This window comes from Streptomyces sp. NPDC059008 (genome assembly GCF_042749045.1).
GTDB lineage: Bacteria > Actinomycetota > Actinomycetes > Streptomycetales > Streptomycetaceae > Streptomyces.
In genome coordinates this window covers 185,422-204,571 of sequence record NZ_JBHYJC010000008.1, presented here as the reverse complement: position 1 = coordinate 204,571, position 19,150 = coordinate 185,422, and the positions used below count along the sequence as shown (strand labels likewise).

Genomic DNA, 19,150 nt, shown 5'->3' with positions numbered 1-19,150 from the left:
TGTCGGCCGAGCGGCCACGAAGTCTTGTGCGGACCTGCCCCCGCCGGAGCCTAGACCGTCCCGGAACCGCGGTGCACGACTCAACATGCCCCGCGGTTCCGTGGGATGGACTACTTCGCGTCGTCGCCGGCCTTCTTGTCGTCCTTGGCGGCGTCGGCGTCTGCCTTGGCGATGTCCTTGGCGCCTTCGGCGTCCTCGGCGTCCTTCTCGGCCGCGGCGTCGTCGGCGGGCTTGTCGGCGGCCGGGGTCTCGGCCTTGCCCAGCTCGATCTTGGCGGCCTTGTCACCCGTCTCGGTGGCGGTGTCGCCGGTCAGCGAGGAGGCATCGTCCGGGACGACCGGCTCGTCGCCGTGGCCCGCCTCGGCACCGTCCAGAATGCGGTTGTACTCCTCATCCGCGAGCACGGCGCCGATGGCGTTCTTGGCGTAGATGGCGTGCACGCCGGGGGCGACCTCCAGGAGGACGGTGTCCTCGTGGACTTCCTTGACGGTGGCGTACATGCCGCCGATCGTCCGGACGCCGGTGCCGGCCTGCATCTCTTCGCGCATCTGCTGGGCCGCCTGCTGCTTCTTCTTGGCGGACCGCGTCATCAGGAACATGGCCCCGATGAGAACGATAAAGGGGAGGAGAGTCACGATATTGGGCACGGGACGGAAATCCTTCGCACGACCGCTGCTGGGCGGTCTCATATAGCGGGGGTGGGTATGCCGGCCCTTACGGACGGCATCGGCGGAGTCTAAGCGAGTCCCCACCAGTGGAACAACGCCCAGCATCGCACCGCAGTTCCTGACCGGGCGAGTCTCCGCGCCGTCAGGCCCCGAACAAGCCCTGCTGTCCGCTTCCTCCTGATTGCTGCTGGGGTGGCACCAGCCCGAGATGGGCCCAGGCCGCCGGGGTCGCGATGCGTCCCCTGGGGGTCCTGGCCAGCAGCCCCTCCCGTACGAGGAACGGCTCGGCGACCTCCTCGACGGTCTCGCGCTCCTCCCCCACGGCGACCGCGAGGGTGGACAGGCCCACCGGGCCGCCGCCGAAGAGCTTCAGCAGGGCCGTGAGCACGGCGCGGTCCAGGCGGTCCAGCCCGCGGGCGTCGACCTCGTAGACGCCGAGGGCCTGGGAGGCGATCTCGCGGGTGATCAGGCCGTCGGCCTTGACCTGGGCGTAGTCGCGGACGCGGCGCAGCAGGCGGTTGGCGATACGGGGCGTGCCGCGGGAGCGGCCGGCGATCTCGGCGGCGCCGTCCGGCTCTATCTCGACGTCGAGCAGGCCGGCCGAGCGGTGGATGACCCGCTGCAGCTCGGCGGGGGCGTAGAACTCCATATGGGCGGTGAAGCCGAAGCGGTCGCGCAGCGGGGGCGGCAGCAGTCCGGCCCTGGTCGTGGCGCCGACCAGGGTGAACGGCGGGAGGTCGAGGGGGATGGCGGTGGCGCCCGGGCCCTTGCCGACGATGACGTCGACGCGGAAGTCCTCCATCGCCATGTAGAGCATCTCCTCGGCGGGCCGGGACATCCGGTGGATCTCGTCGAGGAAGAGGACCTCGCCCTCCTGGAGGGAGGAGAGGATCGCGGCGAGGTCGCCGGCGTGCTGGATGGCGGGGCCGGAGGTGATCCGGATGGGGGCGCCCATCTCGGCGGCGATGATCATCGACAGGGTCGTCTTGCCGAGGCCCGGCGCGCCGGACAGCAGGACGTGGTCGGCGGTGGCGCCACGGGCGCGGGCGGCGCGCAGCACCAGGTCGAGCTGTTCGCGCACCCGCTCCTGGCCCACGAACTCGGCGAGGTCCTTGGGCCGCAGGGCGGCCTCGACGGCGGTGTCCTCGCCGTCCGCGTCGGCGCCGACCAGCCGGTCGGGGCCGCCGGGGGCGGTGTCCTCGGTGGGCGGTGCGGTGTCGTCCCAGTTCACTGCGGATTGCCTCGCGGGGTCGGGGCGGCCGGGCCGCCTGCGTGGTCGTGCGGTCGGGGGCGCGCGGCCCCGGCGGCGGTCATCGGGCGCGGTTCAGCGTCTGCAGGGCGGCCTTGAGCAGCTGCGGCACCTGGGGCGCGCCGCCGGCGGCGACGGCCTCCTCGGCCTGCGGGGCGACCGCGGCGACCGCCTCGTCGGCCTCGCGGGTGGCGTAGCCGAGTCCGATCAGGGCGGCCTGCAGCTGGTCGCGCCAGCCGGCGGCGGCCGGGCCGCCGGCCGCGGGCCGACCGCTGCCGACCGGTTCGCCGAGTCGGTCCTTCAGCTCCAGCAGCAGCTTCTGGGCGCCCTTCTTGCCGATGCCGGGGACGGCGGTGAGCGCCTTCTCGTCGCCGGTGGAGACCGCACGGCGCAGCGCGTCGGGGGTGTGCACCGCGAGCATGGCCTGTGCGAGCCGGGGGCCCACGCCGCTGGCGGTCTGCAGCAGCTCGAAGGTCTGGCGCTCGTCGTCGTCGGCGAAGCCGTAGAGCGTGAGCGAGTCCTCGCGGACGACGAGGGAGGTGGCGAGCTTGGTCTGTGCTCCGATGCGCAGCGCGGAGAGCGTGTTCGGGGTGCACTGGACGGCCATGCCGATACCGCCGATCTCGACGACGGCGCTATCGGGGGCCAGGGCCGCGACCGGGCCGGAGACAAAGGCGATCATCGGGTGCCCTTCAGCGTGCGGACGGGAGCGGAGGTGTGGCGGGCGGCGGCCTGGGCCTGCTGGAGGCGGTTGACCGCGGGGGCCCGCCAGATGTGGCAGATGGCGAGGGCGAGGGCGTCGGCGGCGTCGGCCGGCTTCGGTGGTGCGTCGAGCCGCAGCAGCCGCGTCACCATGGCGCCGACCTGGGCCTTGTCGGCCCGGCCCGAGCCCGTGACGGCCGCCTTGACCTCGCTGGGGGTGTGCAGCGCGACCGGCAGGCCGCGGCGGGCCGCGCAGAGCATGGCGACCGCGCTGGCCTGGGCGGTGCCCATGACCGTACGGACGTTGTGCTGGCTGAAGACCCGTTCCACGGCGACGTACTCGGGGCGGTGGGTGTCCAGCCACTCCTCCAGGCCGCGCTCGATGAGGACCAGCCGCTGGGCGATCTCGGCATCGGGCGGAGTGCGGACGACGCCGACGCCGACCATCTTCAGCGGACGGCCGGCGACACCTTCCACCACGCCGACCCCGCACCGGGTCAGCCCCGGGTCCACCCCGAGCACCTTCACGGCGCCCCTCCCCTCATGCCGTACCGTTTCGTCCCCCGTTCCCCCGCGGGAGGGGCGGAGATCCCCTGCTCAGCACAGTATCGGCTGCCACTGACAACGCGACGGGCCGACGGGGGTGTGTTCCCCGTCGGCCCGTGTGCGAACGGCTGCGGCGCGGCCGCGCGGACTACCGGCTCAGGCGTCGACCTTGGCCATCACGTCGTCCGAGACGTCGAAGTTGGCGAAGACGTTCTGCACGTCGTCGCTGTCCTCCAGCGCGTCGATCAGCTTGAAGATCTTGCGCGCGCCCTCTTCCTCCAGCTCGACCTGCATGGTCGGGACGAAGTTGGCGTCGGCCGAGTCGTAGTCGATACCGGCCTCCTGGAGCGCGGTGCGGACCGCGACCAGGTCGGTGGCCTCGCTGAGCACCTCGAAGGACTCACCGAGGTCGTTGACCTCCTCGGCGCCCGCGTCCAGCACCGCGCCCAGCACGTCGTCCTCGCTCAGTTCACCCTTGGGGACGATCACCACGCCCTTGCGGTTGAACAGGTACGACACCGAGCCCGGGTCGGCCATCGAACCGCCGTTGCGGGTCATGGCGACGCGGACGTCCGAGGCGGCGCGGTTGCGGTTGTCGGTGAGGCACTCGATGAGCACCGCGACACCGTTGGGGCCGTAGCCCTCGTACATGATGGTCTCGTAGTCGGCGCCGCCGGCCTCCAGGCCCGCACCGCGCTTGACCGCGGAGTCGATGTTCTTGTTGGGCACCGAGCTCTTCTTGGCCTTCTGGATGGCGTCGAAGAGGGTCGGGTTGCCGTCCGGGTCGGCACCGCCCGTACGGGCCGCGACCTCGATGTTCTTGATCAGCTTCGCGAAGAGCTTGCCGCGCTTGGCATCGATCACGGCCTTCTTGTGCTTCGTCGTAGCCCATTTAGAGTGGCCGGACATCCGCCTGTCTCCTTCGCGTAACCAACTTCTGAAACGAACGCCATAGATCCTACCGGGGCCAGGTGACGCGGTGTTACCCAGTCACACTGCGCACCATGTCCACGAACAGCGCGTGGACGCGGTGGTCACCGGTCAGCTCCGGATGGAACGACGTGGCCAGGACGTTACCCTGCCGGACGGCCACGGTGTGCCCGTCGTACGTGGCCAGGACCTCGACCGCGCCGCCGACCGACTCGACCCAGGGCGCCCGGATGAAGACGCCCTCGACCGGTCCGCCGGGTATGCCGGCGACGTCGATGGCCGCCTCGAAGGACTCGTTCTGCCGCCCGAACGCGTTACGGCGGACGATCATGTCGATGCCGCCGAGCGTCTCCTGGTCCTCCCGGGCGTCCAGCAGCTTGTCCGCGACCATGATCATGCCGGCGCAGGTCCCGTAGACCGGCCGGCCCGCGCGCACGAACGCGCGTAGCGGCTCCAGCATGCCGAAGACGATCGCCAGCTTGGACATCGTGGTGGACTCGCCGCCCGGTATGACCAGGCCCTCGACCTGGTCCAGCTCCTCGGGGCGGCGCACCGGCCGGGCCTGGGCGCCGGCGTCCGTGAGCGCCTTGACGTGCTCACGGACGTCGCCCTGGAGGGCCAGCACACCGATGGTGGGGGTGCTCATGTCCTCGGTTCCTACCAGCCGCGGTTGGCGTAGCGCTCGGCCTCGGGGAGGGTGTCGCAGTTGATGCCGACCATGGCCTCGCCCAGGTTGCGGGAGACGTCCGCGACGACCTTCGGGTCGTCGTAGAAGGTGGTGGCCTTCACGATCGCGGCGGCGCGCTTGGCCGGGTCGCCGGACTTGAAGATGCCGGAGCCGACGAACACGCCCTCGGCGCCGAGCTGGCGCATCAGGGCCGCGTCGGCCGGGGTGGCCACACCGCCGGCGGAGAACAGCACGACGGGCAGCTTGCCGAGCTCGGCGACCTCCTTGACCAGCTCGAACGGGGCGCGCAGCTCCTTGGCGGCGGCGTACAGCTCGTTGTTGTCGCAGCCGCGCAGCTTGGCGATCTCACCCTTGATCTGGCGCAGGTGGCGGACCGCCTCGACGACGTTGCCGGTGCCGGCCTCGCCCTTGGAGCGGATCATGGCGGCGCCCTCGGCGATCCGGCGCAGCGCCTCGCCCAGGTTGGTGGCACCACACACGAAGGGGGTGGTGAAGGCCCACTTGTCGGAGTGGTTGACCTCGTCGGCGGGGGTGAGGACCTCGGACTCGTCGATGTAGTCGACACCGAGCGACTGCAGGACCTGGGCCTCGACGAAGTGGCCGATGCGGGACTTGGCCATGACCGGGATGGAGACGGCGTCGATGATGCCGTCGATCATGTCGGGGTCCGACATGCGGGCCACGCCGCCGTCCTTGCGGATGTCGGCGGGGACCCGCTCCAGGGCCATGACGGCGACGGCGCCCGCGTCCTCGGCGATCTTCGCCTCTTCCGGCGTGACGACGTCCATGATCACGCCGCCCTTGAGCTGCTCGGCCATGCCGCGCTTGACGCGCGCGGTCCCGGTCTCGGGGTTCTGGGGCGTGGTGGGCGTGCTGGACACGGTTTGACCTCACTCAGTGCGGGTGGTGGAACGTGCCGACCACACAACCCTTTGCGCGGGACCGGAGAAAAGGGCCAATTCAAGGCCGGTGGCTCGTTGCGGCTGGGAGTCGCGGGCGGCCGGGGCCGGGGCGCCGCGGCGGCGGCCGGGCTCAGTTTCCGGCCGAGCGGTCGTCGAGGACGGCCGGCGGCTCGTCGTCCATCTCGAAGGCCAGGGGGAACGGCGCGTGCCCCGCCAGCCGGAAGATCCGCACCACCCGGTGGCGGCGGACGGCGCGGGCGGCCCGTACGGCGTCGTTGTGGAAGCGGCGGGCCATCGGGACGCGGCGGACCGCGGCGGTGAGTTCGGTGACCGTCTGCTCGCCACCGGGCGCCTCCCGTACGGCCTCCAGCTGCGCCTCCTCCGCGAAGATCGCCCGCAGCGCCTGGCTCAGCTCGCTCTCCGCGACCTCGCGGTGGTCCTCCTCGGCCTGCCGGGCCTCGTGCGCCGCCTGGTAGAGGACGATCGAGGCGGCGGGGTCCAGGACCCCCGACGTGCCGACCTCCTGCGCGACGGACGCGCGCCGCAGCAGCTGGGCGTCGAGGGCCGCCCGGGCCGCGTCGATGCGCGCGTGCAGGCGGTCCAGGCGGCCGGCCGTCCAGCTGAGGTAGATGCCGATGAGGAGGACCGCTACCGCGATCCAGATGATGGTGGTCACGGGCCGTCACGTTACCCGCACGTGGTGGGCTCCCCCGGGGCGGCGCCTGGTCAGTCCTTCGCCAGCCAGCGCCGCGCCCGCAGGCCCACGCGTTCGTCGGTGGCCACCGAGGCGGCGCCGGCGGTGACGGTCTCGTAGACGGCGAGGATGTCGGCGCCGACGGTCGACCAGTCGAAGCGGCGGACGTGGCGGCTGCCGCGTTCGCGGAGCTCCGCCAGGCGGACGGGGTCGCCCAGCAGGCGTACCGCGGCGGCGGCCAGGGCGTCGGCGTCCTCGTTGGCGAACAGCTCGCCGGCCTCGCCCTGGTCGAGGACCTGGGCGAAGGCGTCGAGGTCGCTGGCGAGTACGGGTGCGCCGGCGGACATCGCCTCCACGAGGATGATGCCGAAGGACTCGCCGCCCGTGTTGGGGGCGACATAGACGTCGACGCTGCGCAGCAGGCGGGCCTTGTCCTCGTCGGTGACCATGCCGAGGAACTCCACGCGGGAGCGCAGCTCGGGGGGCAGGGTGGCGACGGCCTCCTCCTCGTCGCCGCGGCCGGCGACCAGCAGCCGGGCGTCGGGCACCGCGGCGAGGATCGCCGGCAGCGCCTTCATCAGCACCGGCAGGCCCTTGCGCGGCTCGTCGATGCGGCCGATGAAGCCGATGGTCCTCCCCTGCCACTCGGGCCGGGGCTCGGCGCGGGCGAAGAAGTCGACGTCCACGCCGTTGGGGATGACCACCGCGTCGCCGCCGAGGTGTTCGACGAGGGTCCGGCGCGCGTACTCGCTGACCGCGACGCGGGCGCTGATCTTCTCCAGCGCCGGCTGCAGGATCGGGTACGCGGCGATCATCGCCCGCGAGCGCGGGTTGGAGGTGTGGAAGGTCGCCACGATGGGGCCCTGGGCGGCCCAGCAGGAGAGCAGGCCCAGCGAGGGGGACGCCGGCTCGTGGATGTGGATGACGTCGAAGGCGCCGTTCTGCAGCCAGCGGCGGACCCGGGCGGCGGAGAGGAAGCCGAAGTTGAGGCGGGCGACCGAGCCGTTGTAGGGGACGGGGACGGCGCGGCCGGCGGAGACGACGTACGGCGGCAGCGGGGTCTCGTCGTCGGCCGGGGCCAGGACGGAGACCTCGTGGCCGAGGCGGATCAGGTGGTCGGCCAGGTCCCGGATGTGGAACTGGACGCCGCCGGGGACGTCCCAGGCGTAGGGGCAGACGATGCCGATCTTCACTGTGTTCCTTCGTTCGCTTCTCCGCCCCCGCAGCGCAGCGGTGCGGCTCTCGTGCCCTGCTGCAGCCCGGTGGCCGCGGGTGCGACGCTCACGGTGTTCCTTCGTTCGCTTCTCCGCGCGGCTCGCGCGGCTCGCGCGGCTCCAGGTCGGCCAGCCACAGCCGCTGGAGCATGTGCCAGTCCTCGGGGTGGTCGGCGATGCCGGAGGCGAAGGTGTCGGCGAGCGCCTGGGTCATCAGGGCGGCCTTCTCGGTGCGGGTGCCGGTCTCGGGGACCTCGATCTCGGGGTGGACCCGGCCGCGCATGACGGGGGTGTGGTCGTACCAGAGGGTGACGGGCAGCAGCATCGCGCCGGTCTGTACGGCGAGCATCGCGGGGCCGGCCGGCATCTTCGTCTCCTCGCCGAAGAACTTGACCGGGATGCCGGAGCTGGACAGGTCGCGGTCGGCGACCAGGCAGACCAGGCCGCCGGCGCGCAGCCGCCGGGCGAGCGTGCCGAAGGCGGCGCCGCCGGTGTGCGGCAGCACCTCCATGCCCAGGCCCTCGCGGTAGGCGACGAACCGGTCGTAGAGGGACTCGGGCTTGAGGCGCTCGGCGACGGTGGTGAAGGGGGTGTTGAGCTTGGTGGTGACCCAGACGCCCGCGAGGTCGTAGTTGCCCATGTGGGGCAGGGCGAGGATGACGCCGCGGTCGCTCCTGAGCCCCTCCTCCAGGTGGTGCACGTCCTCGGGCACGAAGCCCGTCCTTATCCGGTCCTTGCTCCAGGCCGGCAGGCGGAAGGACTCCATCCAGTAGCGCATGTACGAGCGCATCCCGGCCCGGGAGAGTTCGGCCAGGCGCTCGGCGGAGGCGTCCGGGACCACCCGGGCGAGGTTGGCCTCCAGGCGGCGGACGCCCTTGCCGCGGCGCTTCCAGGCCGTGTCGGCGATCCGCCGGCCGAGGCGTACGGCGACCCCTTCGGGCAGCTTCTTGACGGTGCTCCAGCCCAGGCCGTAGAGCGCGTCGGTGAGTTTGCCGGTGTCGATCCCCGGCAGGCCGGTCCTGCGTGCGCTCATGCGCTGTTCCCCCCTTGTGCGATGGCGTCGGCCTCGGCCGACTCCCGGCGTACCGTCACCACGCGCTGGCCGAGGGTGACGGCGCTGCCGATGCCGACGATCCACAGTGCGATCGGCAGCAGGACCTCGACGCCGGGCACCCCGAACGCGTGCAGACCCGACAGCCCGCAGGCCACCAGCGTGATGACCAGCCGCTCGGCGCGCTCGACCAGGCCGTTGACGTCGACCGGCAGCCCGATGGCCTCGCCCCGCGCCTTGGTGTACGACACGACCTGCCCGCTGGCCAGGCAGAAGATCGCCATGGCGCAGAGGATCAGGCTCTCGCCACGCCCCGCGTACCAGAGGGCGAGCCCGCCGAAGATCGCGGAGTCGGCGACCCGGTCGAGGGTGGAGTCGAGGAAGGCCCCCCAGCGGCTGGAGCGGCCGAGTTGCCGCGCCATGTTGCCGTCGACCAGGTCGGAGAAGACGAAGAGGGTGATGACGACCGTGCCCCAGAAGAACTCGCCCCGCGGGTAGAAGACCAGGGCGCCGGCCACCACGCCTCCGGTTCCGACGAGGGTGACCGCGTCCGGGCTGACGCCGATACGGATGAGCAGGGCGGCGAACGGCGTGAGAACACGCGTGAAGAAAGCACGCGCGTACTTGTTCAGCATGGCCTTCCCGGAGGTCGATACGGGCCGCGCGGTCAAGGGGCCACCGGCTGGCCCATCGTAGCCACGCGGCCCCGGGCCGCCGCGAAGGCATCGCGGCGCAGGGTGCATGCGACGGCTCGGGGCTGCGGTTGCGCGCCTCCCGGCGTACGGAAAGGCCCCCGGAGCCCTTGGGAGGACCGGGCTCTTGCGCCATGTATGGACGCATGGTGACCTCGGTGGAAAGCTCGAATCACCGCAAAGTGTCGACCTGGAGGCGAGACACATGAGCGAGAAGTCGAGTACACACCCGGGAGCCGCCGGAAGGGCATCAGCGGCCGGCCAGCCCACGGCCCTGCGGAATGTGGTGCTGGTCGGCCACAGCGGATCGGGAAAGACCACGCTGGTCGAGGCCCTCGCGCTGGCATCCGGCGCGGTCAATCGGGCGGGCCGGGTCGAGGACGGCGGCTGTCTGTCGGACTACGACGAGATCGAGCACCGTCAGCAACGCTCCGTACAGCTCTCCCTGGTCCCGGTGGACTGGGGCGGGATCAAGATCAATATCTTGGACACCCCCGGATACGCCGATTTCGTCGGGGAACTCAGGGCCGGTCTGCGCGCCGCGGACGCGGCCCTTTTCGTTGTCTCGGCGGCCGACGGCGTGGCCGGCGCGACCCGCATGGTCTGGGACGAGTGCGCGGCCGTCGGGATGCCGCGGGCCCTGGTCATCACGCATCTGGAGGCGTCCCGCGCCGACTTCCACGAGATGACCGAGCTGTGCCGGACCGCGTTCGGCGGCGAGGACCCCGACGCGGTGCTGCCGCTGTACCTGCCGCTGTACGGAACACCGGGCGCCGACGGCCACTCCCCCGTACACGGCCTGATCGGCCTGCTCTCCCGGCGGGTCTTCGACTACGCGTCCGGCGAGCGGGCCGAGCGCGAGCCGACGGCGGAGGAGCTGCCGCTGATCGAGGAGGCCCGCAACCGCCTCATCGAGGGGATCATCGCCGAGAGCGAGGACGAGTCCCTGATGGACCGCTACCTCGGCGGCGAGGACATCGACGTCAAGACCCTCGTCGGGGACCTGGAGACGGCGGTCGCCCGCGGCACCTTCCACCCCGTGCTGGCCGCCGCCCCGGCCCCCGAGGGCGCCAAGCAGGGGCTGGGCACCGTGGAGCTGCTGGAGCTGATCACCGGCGGCTTCCCGACGCCCGCGGAGCGCGAGGCGCCCGAGGTGACCACGCCGGAGGGCGCCCCGCGCCCGGCGCTGAGCTGCGATCCCGACGGTCCGCTGGCGGCCGAGGTGGTCAAGACCTCCTCCGACCCGTACGTCGGCCGGATCTCGCTGGTCCGGGTCTTCTCCGGCACCCTGCGCCCGGACGAGACGGTGCATGTCTCGGGCCATGGCCTGCAGGACCGGGGCCATGAGGACCATGACGTCGACGAGCGGGTCGGGGCGCTGTCCGCACCGTTCGGCAAGCAGCAGCGTCCGCTGCCGCAGGCGATCGCCGGCGATTTGGCGTGTGTGGCGAAGCTGTCGCGCGCCGAGACCGGCGACACCCTCTCCGACAAGGACAGTCCGCTGCTGATGGAGCCCTGGACGATGCCCGACCCGCTGCTGCCGGTCGCCATCCGGGCGCACAGCAAGGCCGACGAGGACAAGCTCTCGCAGGGGCTGGCCCGTCTGGTGGCCGAGGACCCGACGATGCGTCTGGAACACCATCAGGACACCCATCAGGTGGTGTTGTGGTGTCTGGGCGAGGCGCATGTCGATGTGGCGCTGGAGCGGCTGCGCACCCGCTACGGCGTCCAGGTGGACACGGTCGCGCACAAGGTGCCGCTGCGGGAGACCTTCGGTGAGGCCTCGGCCGGCCGCGGGCGCCATGTGAAGCAGTCCGGTGGGCACGGGCAGTTCGCGATCTGCGAGATCGAGGTGGAGCCGCTGCCGGGCGGCTCCGGCATCGAGTTCGTGGACAAGGTCGTGGGCGGCGCGGTGCCCCGGCAGTTCATCCCGTCCGTGGAGAAGGGCGTGCGCGCCCAGGCCGCGCGCGGGGTGGCCGCCGGGCATCCGCTGGTCGACATCCGCGTCACGCTGCTCGACGGCAAGGCGCACTCGGTCGACTCCTCGGACGCCGCGTTCCAGACGGCGGGCGCGCTGGCGCTGCGCGAGGCGGCCGCCGACGTCCGGATCGATCTGCTCGAACCGGTCTGCGAGGTCAGTGTGATGGTTCCGGACGAATTCGTCGGCCCCGTGATGAGCGATCTGTCGGGCCGGCGCGGCCGGGTGGTGGGCACCGAGCAGTCCGGTGCGGGCCGCACCGTCGTGCGTGCGGAGGTGCCGGAGATCGAGATCGGCCGGTACGCGATCGATCTGCGTTCGCTCTCGCACGGCAGCGGGCGGTTCTCCCGCGTTTACGTACGGCATGAGCCGATGCCGCCGCAGCTGGCCGCCAAGGTGCAGGAAGAGGCGGAGAACGGCGGGTAGTTGACGCCGGGTCAGCCGTAGATCGGCCGCTGTCCGGCTCAACCCCCCTGGGCTGGACGGCGGCTGTACGCTGAGAACCTTGTCGTCGGGCCGTGCGCGCGACGGCGGGGCGCGTCGGCCACCGGCTCCTGACAGGTGTGCCGTCGGCGGAAGCCGGGAAGAGCCGCATCATCGGATGCGAGCGGTGTGGGGGGCGGTAGTGGCAGACGGGTTCGACTTCAGCCCAGGGGCGCAGGTACCGCTCTCGGGCAGCGCCGGGCAGACGGCGGCGACCCAGGCGCTGGCCTCGGCCGCCTATCGGGACAGCCCGCTGGCCGACATCTCCAAGGCGGACTCCGACTCGGGCAAGTCCGAGATCAAGAAGCCGAAGCTGTCGCTGTTCGCGCCCAATCTCGGCGAGGCGTACTCGCGCGCCGTGCAGGTGCGGATGCTCGGCGGCGGCCGCAAGGCGCTCATCCAGTCGTTCGGGGTCGAGCCGCAGACCATCGTCGAGCACTGTCTGTCGGCCACCCGCGTCCGCAAGCAGCGGGACAGCAAACTGACGCTGCTGATGGTGCTGTTCGGGCTGCTGTTCCTGCCCGGTGTGCTGCTGTGGCTGGGCGTCTTCCAGCTGCGCAAGATGCTCTCCAAGGACGGCGAGGGCAAGGGCGTCTCGCTGCTCGGCGCGGTGCTGCTGACGGTGCTCGCCGGCGTCGGCCTGGTGTTCATGGTCAAGCTGCCGATGAACGGCTTCTGGCCGATGTACGCGCGGGCCATGGTCGTCGCCCCGGTGGTCGGCTGGTGGCTGGCCAAGCAGATCTGCGAGAAGACCGCGGTGGCGATGCGGGAGGCGTGGAAGGGGCTGCTGGAGGGCGGCGGGGTGGCCGCCAAGATCCCCGAGGCGGTGCCGCAGGACCCGAACGAGACCGCCGCCGAGACCCTTCGGCAGAATCTGGCCAAGGTCACCGCCGAGCAGAACAGCAATGTCGTCTTCTACGCCGGCCCCAAGGGCATACTCGGCATGGGCACCCGCTGGGGCAGCTGGCAGCTGGCCGAGGAGCTCAAGCCGGCGCAGGAGGGCACGGAGATCAACCCGTTCCGCAGCTGGGACGTGATCCGTGCGATCCACGACAAACTGCGGCTGCTGGAGCGCAGCCCGCTGCACACCGGCGGCTTCCCGACTCCCTCCGTCCGCCACTGGATCGTCTCGCCGGTCGGCGAGAAGGCCGCCGCCGTCAGCCGCCCGGAGGGCACGCATGTCGAGGCGTACCAGATCCGCGGCCACGAAATAGAGCGGATCTGCAACGACCAGCAGTTCGGCAGCGGCAACCGCCACTACCTCGGCGTCCAGTTCGTCCTGTGGGACGGCCAGTTGGTGATCACCCTGATGATCACCGTCACGGTGCTGCACGAGACGCTGCGCATCGAGGTGACCGGCCACGCCCTCGGCCCGGTCAACGGCCTGTTCACGACCAAGCCGGAGCCCAAGACCAAGGACGTCGCCAAGGTCGTCAGGTTCTGGGAGACCAAGACCCAGACGCTGCCGCTGATCGAGCCGCAGGAAGTGGTCCGGCTCGCCGCCCGGGCCCCGCTGACCTGGTTCCCGCCGATCCTGGACTTCCTCGGCGGCAAGCTGACGCTCCCCGAGCCGTTCGGTCTGCGGCACGTCTGGGCCGACAAGCCCTGGCGGCACCGCTTCATGGCCGATGACGCGCTGCGCGCCGCGACGCCGGTCCTGCGCACGGTCCACGCCGCCGCGGTGAACGTCCTGAAGGACAACGGCGTGGACACCGAGCGCTTCACCAACCGCTCCCTGGTGCTCAGCGGCATGATCCAGGGCGTGGAACCGCACAAGGCCGACGAGTACCACGCATAGCGGTCCTCGGCTCCTGGGGCCCGTCCGGCGCTGTCCGCCGGGCGGGCCCCGGTGTGTCCGCCCTAGCGGAAGATCCCGGTGTGCCCCAGGGAGTAGCGCCCGGGCTGCGGATAGACCGCGAGGCCGTGCGGGCCCTGGCCGACCGGGATCTTGGCCAGGGTCCTGCCGGTGCGGGTGTCCAGTGCGTAGACCTCGGAGTGGTAGCGGCCGGAGAGCCACAGGACCTTGCCGTCGGTGGACAGCCCGCCCATGTCGGGGCTGCCGCCGCCACGGATGTGCCACTTGTCGGCGAGTTCACCGGTTTTGAAGTCGAGCAGGGAGATCGAGCCCTCGCCGCGGTTGGAGATGTACATGGTCTTCGAGTCGCGGCTGACGTAGAGGCCGTGGGCGCCCTTGCCGGTCGGCATCAGCCTGGGCCGGTCGAAGGCGTCGCCGTCGAGCACCCAGATGCCGTCGGCCATCATGTCGGCGACGTACCAGGTCCGGCCGTCCGGGGAGATCTTCACGTCCTGCGGCATGGCGCCCTCGAACGGCAGCTTCTCCTGGCCGACGACCTTCATCTTCTCCGTGTCGACCTTCAGCAGCTCACCGGAGAACTCGCAGGAGACGATGAAGTACCTGCCGTCCGGCGAGAAGTCGGCGTGGTTGACGCCGGCGCAGCTGACCGGGACGGTCTTGCGGATCTCCATGCTGTGCGGGTCGCGGAAGACCAGCTGCCGGTCCATGGAGGCCATCACCACGGCGTACTTCCCGTTGGGCGTGAAGTACAGGTTGTACGGATCGTGGACCTTGACGCGCTTGCCGGCCTTGCCGGTGGCGGGGTCGATCGGGGTGAGGTCGTGCCCCCGGTTGTTGTTGACCCAGAGCGTCTTCATGTCCCAGGACGGCACGACGTGCTGCGGCTGGACGCCGACCGGGATGGTCTCCATGACCTTGTACGTCTTCGGGTCGATGACGCTGACGGTGTCGGACCCGGTGTTGGGCACGTAGATCCGCGACGGGTAGCCCTTGACCTGCGGCGCCAGCTTGCCCGGGCGGTCCGCGGCGTACAGGTCGTGCGCGTCGAGCAGCGGCGGCATCCCGGGCAGGCCCGGTTTGGCGGCCTTGACCGGTGCGCGTTCGACCGGCGGGGGACTCTGCGCGGCGGGCTTGGTCCCGCCGTCGCTGCAGCCCGCCGCCACCAGCGCACAGGCCGCGGCGAGCAGCGCGGCCGCCCGGTGGCGAAGGCCCCGGCTCAGGGAGCGGGTCGGGGAGTCGGTACGGTTCCGGTCAGCCATCAGGTCACTAGCTCCGTTGTCGTCACCGCGCGCAGACCGCGCCGGCGGAGGCCGTCGAGGATGGAGGGCAGCGCGGCCACCGTGCCGGCGTGCCCCAGGTGGAGGCTCACGACCGAGCCCGGCCCGACCGAGTCCAGGACCGTGCGCCGGACGGCCGGGGCACCGGGGTCGTTCGCGTCGAGGGAGTCCACGTCGTAGGACAGGACATGCGGATAGCCGGCCTTGCGGGCCAGCGAGGTCACCAGCGCGGTGGCCCGCCGGGTCTGCGAGGGGCGGAACCAGCTGCCGATGGTGCCGGTGAGGGTGCGCAGCCGGTCGGCGCAGCGGACGATCTCGGCGTACGCCTCGACGGCCGGCAGGGCGCAGATCGCGCGGTGGTGCATGGTGTGGTTGCCCAGCTCATGGCCGCCGTCGAGGATGCGGCGGGCCATCGCGGGCTGCTCGTCGAGCCAGTCGCCGACGGCGAGCACGGTGACCTTGGCGCCGCCCCGCTCGGCCTCGCCGAGCAGGGCGGTGGCCAGCTGGGGATCGCCCGCGCCGTGGAAGGTCAGCGCGACGGCCCGCCCGTCGCGCGGCCCGTGTTCGATCTGCGCGTCCAGGCCGGGTACCCGGGTGGGCCGCCGGGCGGCGGGGGCGGGGACGGGCGGGCGCCGGCCGGCCCCGGAGGGGTTCGGCCCGCCGGCGGCCCCTGCGGCGCCGGGGTCCTCGGCCCGGTCCGGGGTACAGCCCGCCGCCAGCGCACCGGCTCCCGCGGCCGAGGCGGCCGCGCGCAGCACGGAGCGACGATCCAGTGAAGTCACCATCCCATTAGAGAGGCAACTAATCAGAATTAGGGCGATATGCCCGATTCACCCGCGTACGTGTCGTATCGGGCGTCGTCCGGGACACCGCCCCGGACGACGCCCGCGGCGCCTACGCGGGCCAGGCCGCGGCGAGCATCGCCCGGGTGTCGGCGAGGAGTTGGGGCAGCACCTTGGTGTGGCCGACCACCGGCATGAAGTTGGTGTCCCCGCCCCAGCGCGGGACGACGTGCTGGTGGAGATGGGCCGCGATCCCGGCGCCGGCGACCGTGCCCTGGTTCATCCCGATGTTGAAGCCGTGCGCCCCGGACGCGGTGCGCAGCGCGGTCATCGCCCGCTTGGTGAACTCGGCCAGCTCGGCGGTCTCCGGACCGTCCAGCTCGGTGTAGTCGGCGACGTGCCGGAACGGGACGACCATGAGGTGGCCGCCGTTGTACGGGTAGAGGTTCAGCACCGCGTAGACATGCTCACCGCGCGCGATCACGAGGCCGTCCTCGTCCGACTTCGCGGGGATGGTGCAGAACGGGCAGCCGTCGTCGGCCCCCGGGCCGCTCGGTTTGTTCTCGCCCTGGATGTAGGCCATCCGGTGGGGCGTCCACAGGCGCTGGAAGGCGTCCTGCGTCCCGACTCCGATCTGCTGCTCCGGCTCGCTTGTCATACGGGCCAGCATATGGCTTCGTCCATTGGCAGCGTGTCGTTGGGGCGCTCAGCGCCGGCCACTCCGCGATGCTGTGGCGATGGACAGGGAAGCACGGTTGCGGGAGTGGGAGGAGCGGGCCGAGCCCTACCTCCTGGTCGCCTCGCTGCTCTTCCTCGTCTCCTACGCGGTCCGGGTCCTGATCCCGGACCTCGCCCCCGGCTGGCAGGCCTTCTGGGGCCTGGTCACCCTCGTGACCTGGGCCGCCTTCGTCGTGGAATATCTGGCCCGGCTGCTGCTCAGCGAGCACCGCCGGCGCTTCGTCCGCACCCGGTGGCTGGACCTGATCGTGACCGTACTGCCGCTGCTGCGGCCGCTGCGGCTCATCGAGACGCACGACCGGATGCAGCGCCGCAGGGACCACCCACGGCTCGCCCTCGAAGCCCGCGTGATGACCTACGCCGGGCTGACCTCGCTGCTGCTGGGCTTCGCCGCGAGCCTGGCCGTCTACCACGACGAGCGCCTGGCCCCGCACTCGACCATCACGACCTTCGGCGACTCGGTGTGGTGGGCCTGCTCGACCCTGACGACCACCGGGTACGGCGACGCCACGCCCGTCACCCCGCGCGGCCGGCTGGCCGGAGTGGCGCTGATGTTCGTCGGCGTCGCCCTGGTCGGGGCGGTGGTGGGCTCGTTCTCGTCGTGGCTGGTGCGGCGCTTCCGGGTGGAGGGCGAGACATGACGGGGCCCCGGGGAGCCGATCGCTCCCCGGGGCCCATGTCACACAAGACGGCGTCACACCTGCAGGCGGCGCTCCACCACGTCGAGGATCTCGGCGATCGCCTCGTCGCGCGGGATCCCGTTCTTCTGCGACCCGTCGCGGTAGCGGAAGGACACCGCCCCGGCCGCCATGTCCTCGTCACCGGCGATGACCATGAACGGCACCTTGCTCTTCTGCGCGTTCCTGATCTTCTTCTGCATCCGGTCCGACGAGGAGTCGACCTCGATCCGCAGCCCCTTGGCCTTCGCCTGCGCGGCGAACTCCTCCAGGTACGGAACGTGCGCGTCGCCGATCGGGATGCAGGTCGCCTGCACCGGGGCCAGCCACGCCGGGAACGCCCCCGCGTAGTGCTCCAGCAGCACCGCGAAGAACCGCTCGATCGAACCGAACAGCGCGCGGTGGATCATGACCGGACGCTGCTTGGAGCCGTCCGCCGAGGTGTACTCCAGCTCGAAGCGCTTGGGCTGCTGGAAGTCGACCTGGATGGTCGACATCTGCCAGGTACGGCCGATGGCGTCCTTGGCCTGCACGGAGATCTTGGGACCGTAGTACGCGGCGCCGCCCGGGTCCATGACCAGCTCCAGGCCCTGCTTCTCGGCGGCCTCGCGCAGCGTCTCGGTGGCCTCCGCCCACTCCTCGGGCTCACCGATGAACTTCTCGGAGTCGTCGCGGGTGGACAGCTCGAGGTAGAAGTCGCTGAGGCCGTAGTCGCGCAGCAGGTCCAGCACGAAGGTCAGCAGCGAGTCCAGCTCGTCATGCATCTGCTCCTTGGTGCAGTAGATGTGCGAATCGTCCTGGGTGAAGCCGCGGGCCCGGGTCAGGCCGTGCACCACGCCGGACTTCTCGTAGCGGTAGACCGTGCCGAACTCGAAGAGCCGCAGCGGCAGTTCGCGGTACGAGCGGCCGCGCGCCTGGAAGATCAGGTTGTGCATCGGGCAGTTCATCGCCTTGAGGCGGTAGTCCTGGCCCTCGAACTGCACGGGCGGGAACATCGCGTCCGCGTAGCTCGGCAGGTGGCCCGAGACCTCGAAGAGCTTCTGCTTGGAGATGTGCGGGGTGTTGACGAACTCGTAGCCCGCCTCCTCGTGCCGCCGGCGGGCGTAGTCCTCCATCACCCGGCGGATGACGCCGCCCTTGGGGTGGAAGACGGCCAGACCCGAGCCGAGGATCTCCGGGATGGAGAACAGGTCGAGCTCGGCACCGAGCTTGCGGTGGTCGCGCTTCTCGGCCTCGGCGAGGAAGTCCAGATGCGCCTTGAGCTCGTCCTTGGTCGGCCAGGCGGTGCCGTAGATCCGCTGCAGCTGCTTGTTCTTCTCGCTGCCCCGCCAGTACGCGGCGGCCGAGCGCATCAGCTTGAAGGCCGGGATGGCGCGGGTGCTGGGCAGGTGCGGACCGCGGCACAGGTCCTTCCAGCACAGGTCGCCGGTCTTGGCGTCGAGGTTGTCGTAGATGGTCAGCTCACCGGCGCCGACCTCGGCGGAGGCACCCTCGGCGGCGTCCGCGGCGGAACCCTTGAGGCCGATCAGCTCGAGCTTGTACGGCTCGTCCGCCAGCTCCTCGCGCGCGGCGTCGTCGCTGACGGCACGGCGCGCGAACTTCTGCCCGCGCTTCTGGATCTCCTGCATCTTCTTCTCGATGCGCTTGAGATCGTCCGGGTGGAAGGGGGTCTCGACGTCGAAGTCGTAGTAGAAGCCGTCCTTGATGGGCGGGCCGATGCCGAGCTTCGCCTCCGGGAACAGCTCCTGCACGGCCTGGGCCATCACATGCGCGGTGGAGTGCCGCAGGATGTTCAGGCCGTCCTCGGAGGTGATGTCGACGGGCTCGACCTCGTCGCCCTCGGCGACCTCGTACGCCAGGTCCTTCAGCTCCCCGGCCACCCGCGCGGCGACGACACTGCGCTCACCCTGGAAGAGGTCGGCGGCCGTAGTGCCCGTGGTCACCACGCGTTCTTCCCGCTCGGAATCGCGTTGGACGGTCACACGGACGTCTGACACCGGTCTCTCCTGACTCATGTCTCTTTCGCGACAGCGATTGCTGTGCAGCCGAATCGTACCGAGCCG

General features: G+C 71.3%; 18 protein-coding genes. 3 read left to right on the top strand and 15 right to left on the bottom strand.

Annotated features, from left to right (window positions below; translation table 11 throughout):
* Window positions 1–110 precede the first annotated feature (110 nt).
* The 11 genes from yajC to pgsA all read right to left on the bottom strand — a co-directional run bounded on the left by yajC (window position 111) and on the right by pgsA (window position 9,279).
* Entirely contained in the window at window positions 111–689 is a 579-nt protein-coding gene (gene yajC, locus ACFWZH_RS13625) for a preprotein translocase subunit YajC (RefSeq protein ID WP_384429016.1), read from the bottom strand.
* A 121-nt stretch (window positions 690–810) separates the two neighbouring features.
* Window positions 811–1,899, bottom strand: a complete 1,089-nt coding sequence (gene ruvB / locus ACFWZH_RS13620; RefSeq protein WP_384429014.1) for a Holliday junction branch migration DNA helicase RuvB — start codon at window positions 1,897–1,899, stop codon at window positions 811–813.
* Window positions 1,900–1,978: 79 nt separating this feature from the next.
* A complete protein-coding gene (gene ruvA / locus ACFWZH_RS13615) occupies window positions 1,979–2,599 on the bottom strand; it encodes a Holliday junction branch migration protein RuvA (protein WP_384429012.1) in 621 nt (206 codons plus the stop codon).
* Window positions 2,596–3,147, bottom strand: coding sequence for a crossover junction endodeoxyribonuclease RuvC (ruvC, locus tag ACFWZH_RS13610; RefSeq protein WP_384429009.1), 552 nt, complete (start codon window positions 3,145–3,147; stop codon window positions 2,596–2,598). Before ruvC ends, ruvA begins: the two co-directional genes overlap by 4 nt.
* A 174-nt stretch (window positions 3,148–3,321) precedes the next feature.
* A complete protein-coding gene (locus tag ACFWZH_RS13605; protein WP_033267821.1) occupies window positions 3,322–4,074 on the bottom strand; it encodes a YebC/PmpR family DNA-binding transcriptional regulator in 753 nt (250 codons plus the stop codon).
* 73 nt (window positions 4,075–4,147) lie between these two features.
* Complete coding sequence (pdxT, locus tag ACFWZH_RS13600; RefSeq protein ID WP_384429007.1) at window positions 4,148–4,741, bottom strand: pyridoxal 5'-phosphate synthase glutaminase subunit PdxT; 594 nt, start codon at window positions 4,739–4,741, stop codon at window positions 4,148–4,150.
* 11 nt (window positions 4,742–4,752) lie between these two features.
* Window positions 4,753–5,664: a pyridoxal 5'-phosphate synthase lyase subunit PdxS gene (gene pdxS, locus ACFWZH_RS13595; protein WP_384429004.1), complete on the bottom strand. Its 912-nt coding sequence runs from the start codon at window positions 5,662–5,664 to the stop codon at window positions 4,753–4,755.
* Window positions 5,665–5,815: 151 nt separating this feature from the next.
* Window positions 5,816–6,361, bottom strand: coding sequence for a hypothetical protein (locus ACFWZH_RS13590; protein ID WP_384429001.1), 546 nt, complete (start codon window positions 6,359–6,361; stop codon window positions 5,816–5,818).
* Between the two features lie 50 nt (window positions 6,362–6,411).
* Complete coding sequence (locus ACFWZH_RS13585) at window positions 6,412–7,572, bottom strand: glycosyltransferase family 4 protein (protein ID WP_384428998.1); 1,161 nt, start codon at window positions 7,570–7,572, stop codon at window positions 6,412–6,414.
* Window positions 7,573–7,660: 88 nt separating this feature from the next.
* Window positions 7,661–8,626, bottom strand: coding sequence for a phosphatidylinositol mannoside acyltransferase (locus tag ACFWZH_RS13580; protein WP_384428995.1), 966 nt, complete (start codon window positions 8,624–8,626; stop codon window positions 7,661–7,663).
* Window positions 8,623–9,279, bottom strand: coding sequence for a phosphatidylinositol phosphate synthase (gene pgsA / locus ACFWZH_RS13575; protein ID WP_384428992.1), 657 nt, complete (start codon window positions 9,277–9,279; stop codon window positions 8,623–8,625). Before pgsA ends, ACFWZH_RS13580 begins: the two co-directional genes overlap by 4 nt.
* 262 nt (window positions 9,280–9,541) lie before the next feature.
* Between pgsA and ACFWZH_RS13570 the strand changes: the two genes are divergently transcribed.
* Both ACFWZH_RS13570 and ACFWZH_RS13565 read left to right on the top strand, forming a co-directional pair.
* Complete coding sequence (locus tag ACFWZH_RS13570; protein WP_384428989.1) at window positions 9,542–11,740, top strand: elongation factor G-like protein EF-G2; 2,199 nt, start codon at window positions 9,542–9,544, stop codon at window positions 11,738–11,740.
* A 175-nt stretch (window positions 11,741–11,915) separates the two neighbouring features.
* Window positions 11,916–13,595, top strand: a complete 1,680-nt coding sequence (locus ACFWZH_RS13565; RefSeq protein WP_384428986.1) for a hypothetical protein — start codon at window positions 11,916–11,918, stop codon at window positions 13,593–13,595.
* Between the two features lie 62 nt (window positions 13,596–13,657).
* Here ACFWZH_RS13565 and ACFWZH_RS13560 read toward each other — a convergent pair whose 3' ends face one another.
* The 3 genes from ACFWZH_RS13560 to ACFWZH_RS13550 all read right to left on the bottom strand — a co-directional run bounded on the left by ACFWZH_RS13560 (window position 13,658) and on the right by ACFWZH_RS13550 (window position 16,342).
* Window positions 13,658–14,872 (bottom strand): YncE family protein, encoded by a 1,215-nt coding sequence (locus tag ACFWZH_RS13560; RefSeq protein WP_384428984.1) that lies wholly within the window; start codon window positions 14,870–14,872, stop codon window positions 13,658–13,660.
* Complete coding sequence (locus ACFWZH_RS13555) at window positions 14,872–15,675, bottom strand: polysaccharide deacetylase family protein (protein WP_384428981.1); 804 nt, start codon at window positions 15,673–15,675, stop codon at window positions 14,872–14,874. Before ACFWZH_RS13555 ends, ACFWZH_RS13560 begins: the two co-directional genes overlap by 1 nt.
* Window positions 15,676–15,784: 109 nt before the next feature.
* Complete coding sequence (locus ACFWZH_RS13550) at window positions 15,785–16,342, bottom strand: HIT family protein (protein WP_384428978.1); 558 nt, start codon at window positions 16,340–16,342, stop codon at window positions 15,785–15,787.
* A 67-nt stretch (window positions 16,343–16,409) separates the two neighbouring features.
* Here ACFWZH_RS13550 and ACFWZH_RS13545 point away from each other — a divergent pair, with 67 nt between their 5' ends.
* Window positions 16,410–17,051 (top strand): potassium channel family protein, encoded by a 642-nt coding sequence (locus ACFWZH_RS13545; protein ID WP_384428975.1) that lies wholly within the window; start codon window positions 16,410–16,412, stop codon window positions 17,049–17,051.
* A gap of 53 nt (window positions 17,052–17,104) precedes the next feature.
* Here the strand turns inward: ACFWZH_RS13545 and thrS are convergent, their stop codons facing one another.
* Window positions 17,105–19,084, bottom strand: a complete 1,980-nt coding sequence (gene thrS / locus ACFWZH_RS13540) for a threonine--tRNA ligase (RefSeq protein ID WP_384428972.1) — start codon at window positions 19,082–19,084, stop codon at window positions 17,105–17,107.
* Window positions 19,085–19,150: the final 66 nt, after the last annotated feature.

What these genes read in the sequence shown, in the direction of transcription:
- yajC (WP_384429016.1), bottom strand. Translation starts at nt 689, where the DNA reads ATGAGACCGCCCAGCAGCGGTCGTGCGAAGGATTTCCGTCCCGTGCCC.
- ACFWZH_RS13560 (WP_384428984.1), bottom strand. Translation starts at nt 14,872, where the DNA reads ATGGCTGACCGGAACCGTACCGACTCCCCGACCCGCTCCCTGAGCCGG.
- ACFWZH_RS13580 (WP_384428995.1), bottom strand. Translation starts at nt 8,626, where the DNA reads ATGAGCGCACGCAGGACCGGCCTGCCGGGGATCGACACCGGCAAACTC.
- pgsA (WP_384428992.1), bottom strand. Translation starts at nt 9,279, where the DNA reads ATGCTGAACAAGTACGCGCGTGCTTTCTTCACGCGTGTTCTCACGCCG.
- ACFWZH_RS13565 (WP_384428986.1), top strand. Translation starts at nt 11,916, where the DNA reads ATGCGAGCGGTGTGGGGGGCGGTAGTGGCAGACGGGTTCGACTTCAGC.
- ACFWZH_RS13555 (WP_384428981.1), bottom strand. Translation starts at nt 15,675, where the DNA reads ATGGTGACTTCACTGGATCGTCGCTCCGTGCTGCGCGCGGCCGCCTCG.
- ACFWZH_RS13550 (WP_384428978.1), bottom strand. Translation starts at nt 16,342, where the DNA reads ATGCTGGCCCGTATGACAAGCGAGCCGGAGCAGCAGATCGGAGTCGGG.
- ACFWZH_RS13605 (WP_033267821.1), bottom strand. Translation starts at nt 4,074, where the DNA reads ATGTCCGGCCACTCTAAATGGGCTACGACGAAGCACAAGAAGGCCGTG.
- ACFWZH_RS13570 (WP_384428989.1), top strand. Translation starts at nt 9,542, where the DNA reads ATGAGCGAGAAGTCGAGTACACACCCGGGAGCCGCCGGAAGGGCATCA.
- ruvA (WP_384429012.1), bottom strand. Translation starts at nt 2,599, where the DNA reads ATGATCGCCTTTGTCTCCGGCCCGGTCGCGGCCCTGGCCCCCGATAGC.
- ACFWZH_RS13545 (WP_384428975.1), top strand. Translation starts at nt 16,410, where the DNA reads ATGGACAGGGAAGCACGGTTGCGGGAGTGGGAGGAGCGGGCCGAGCCC.
- pdxT (WP_384429007.1), bottom strand. Translation starts at nt 4,741, where the DNA reads ATGAGCACCCCCACCATCGGTGTGCTGGCCCTCCAGGGCGACGTCCGT.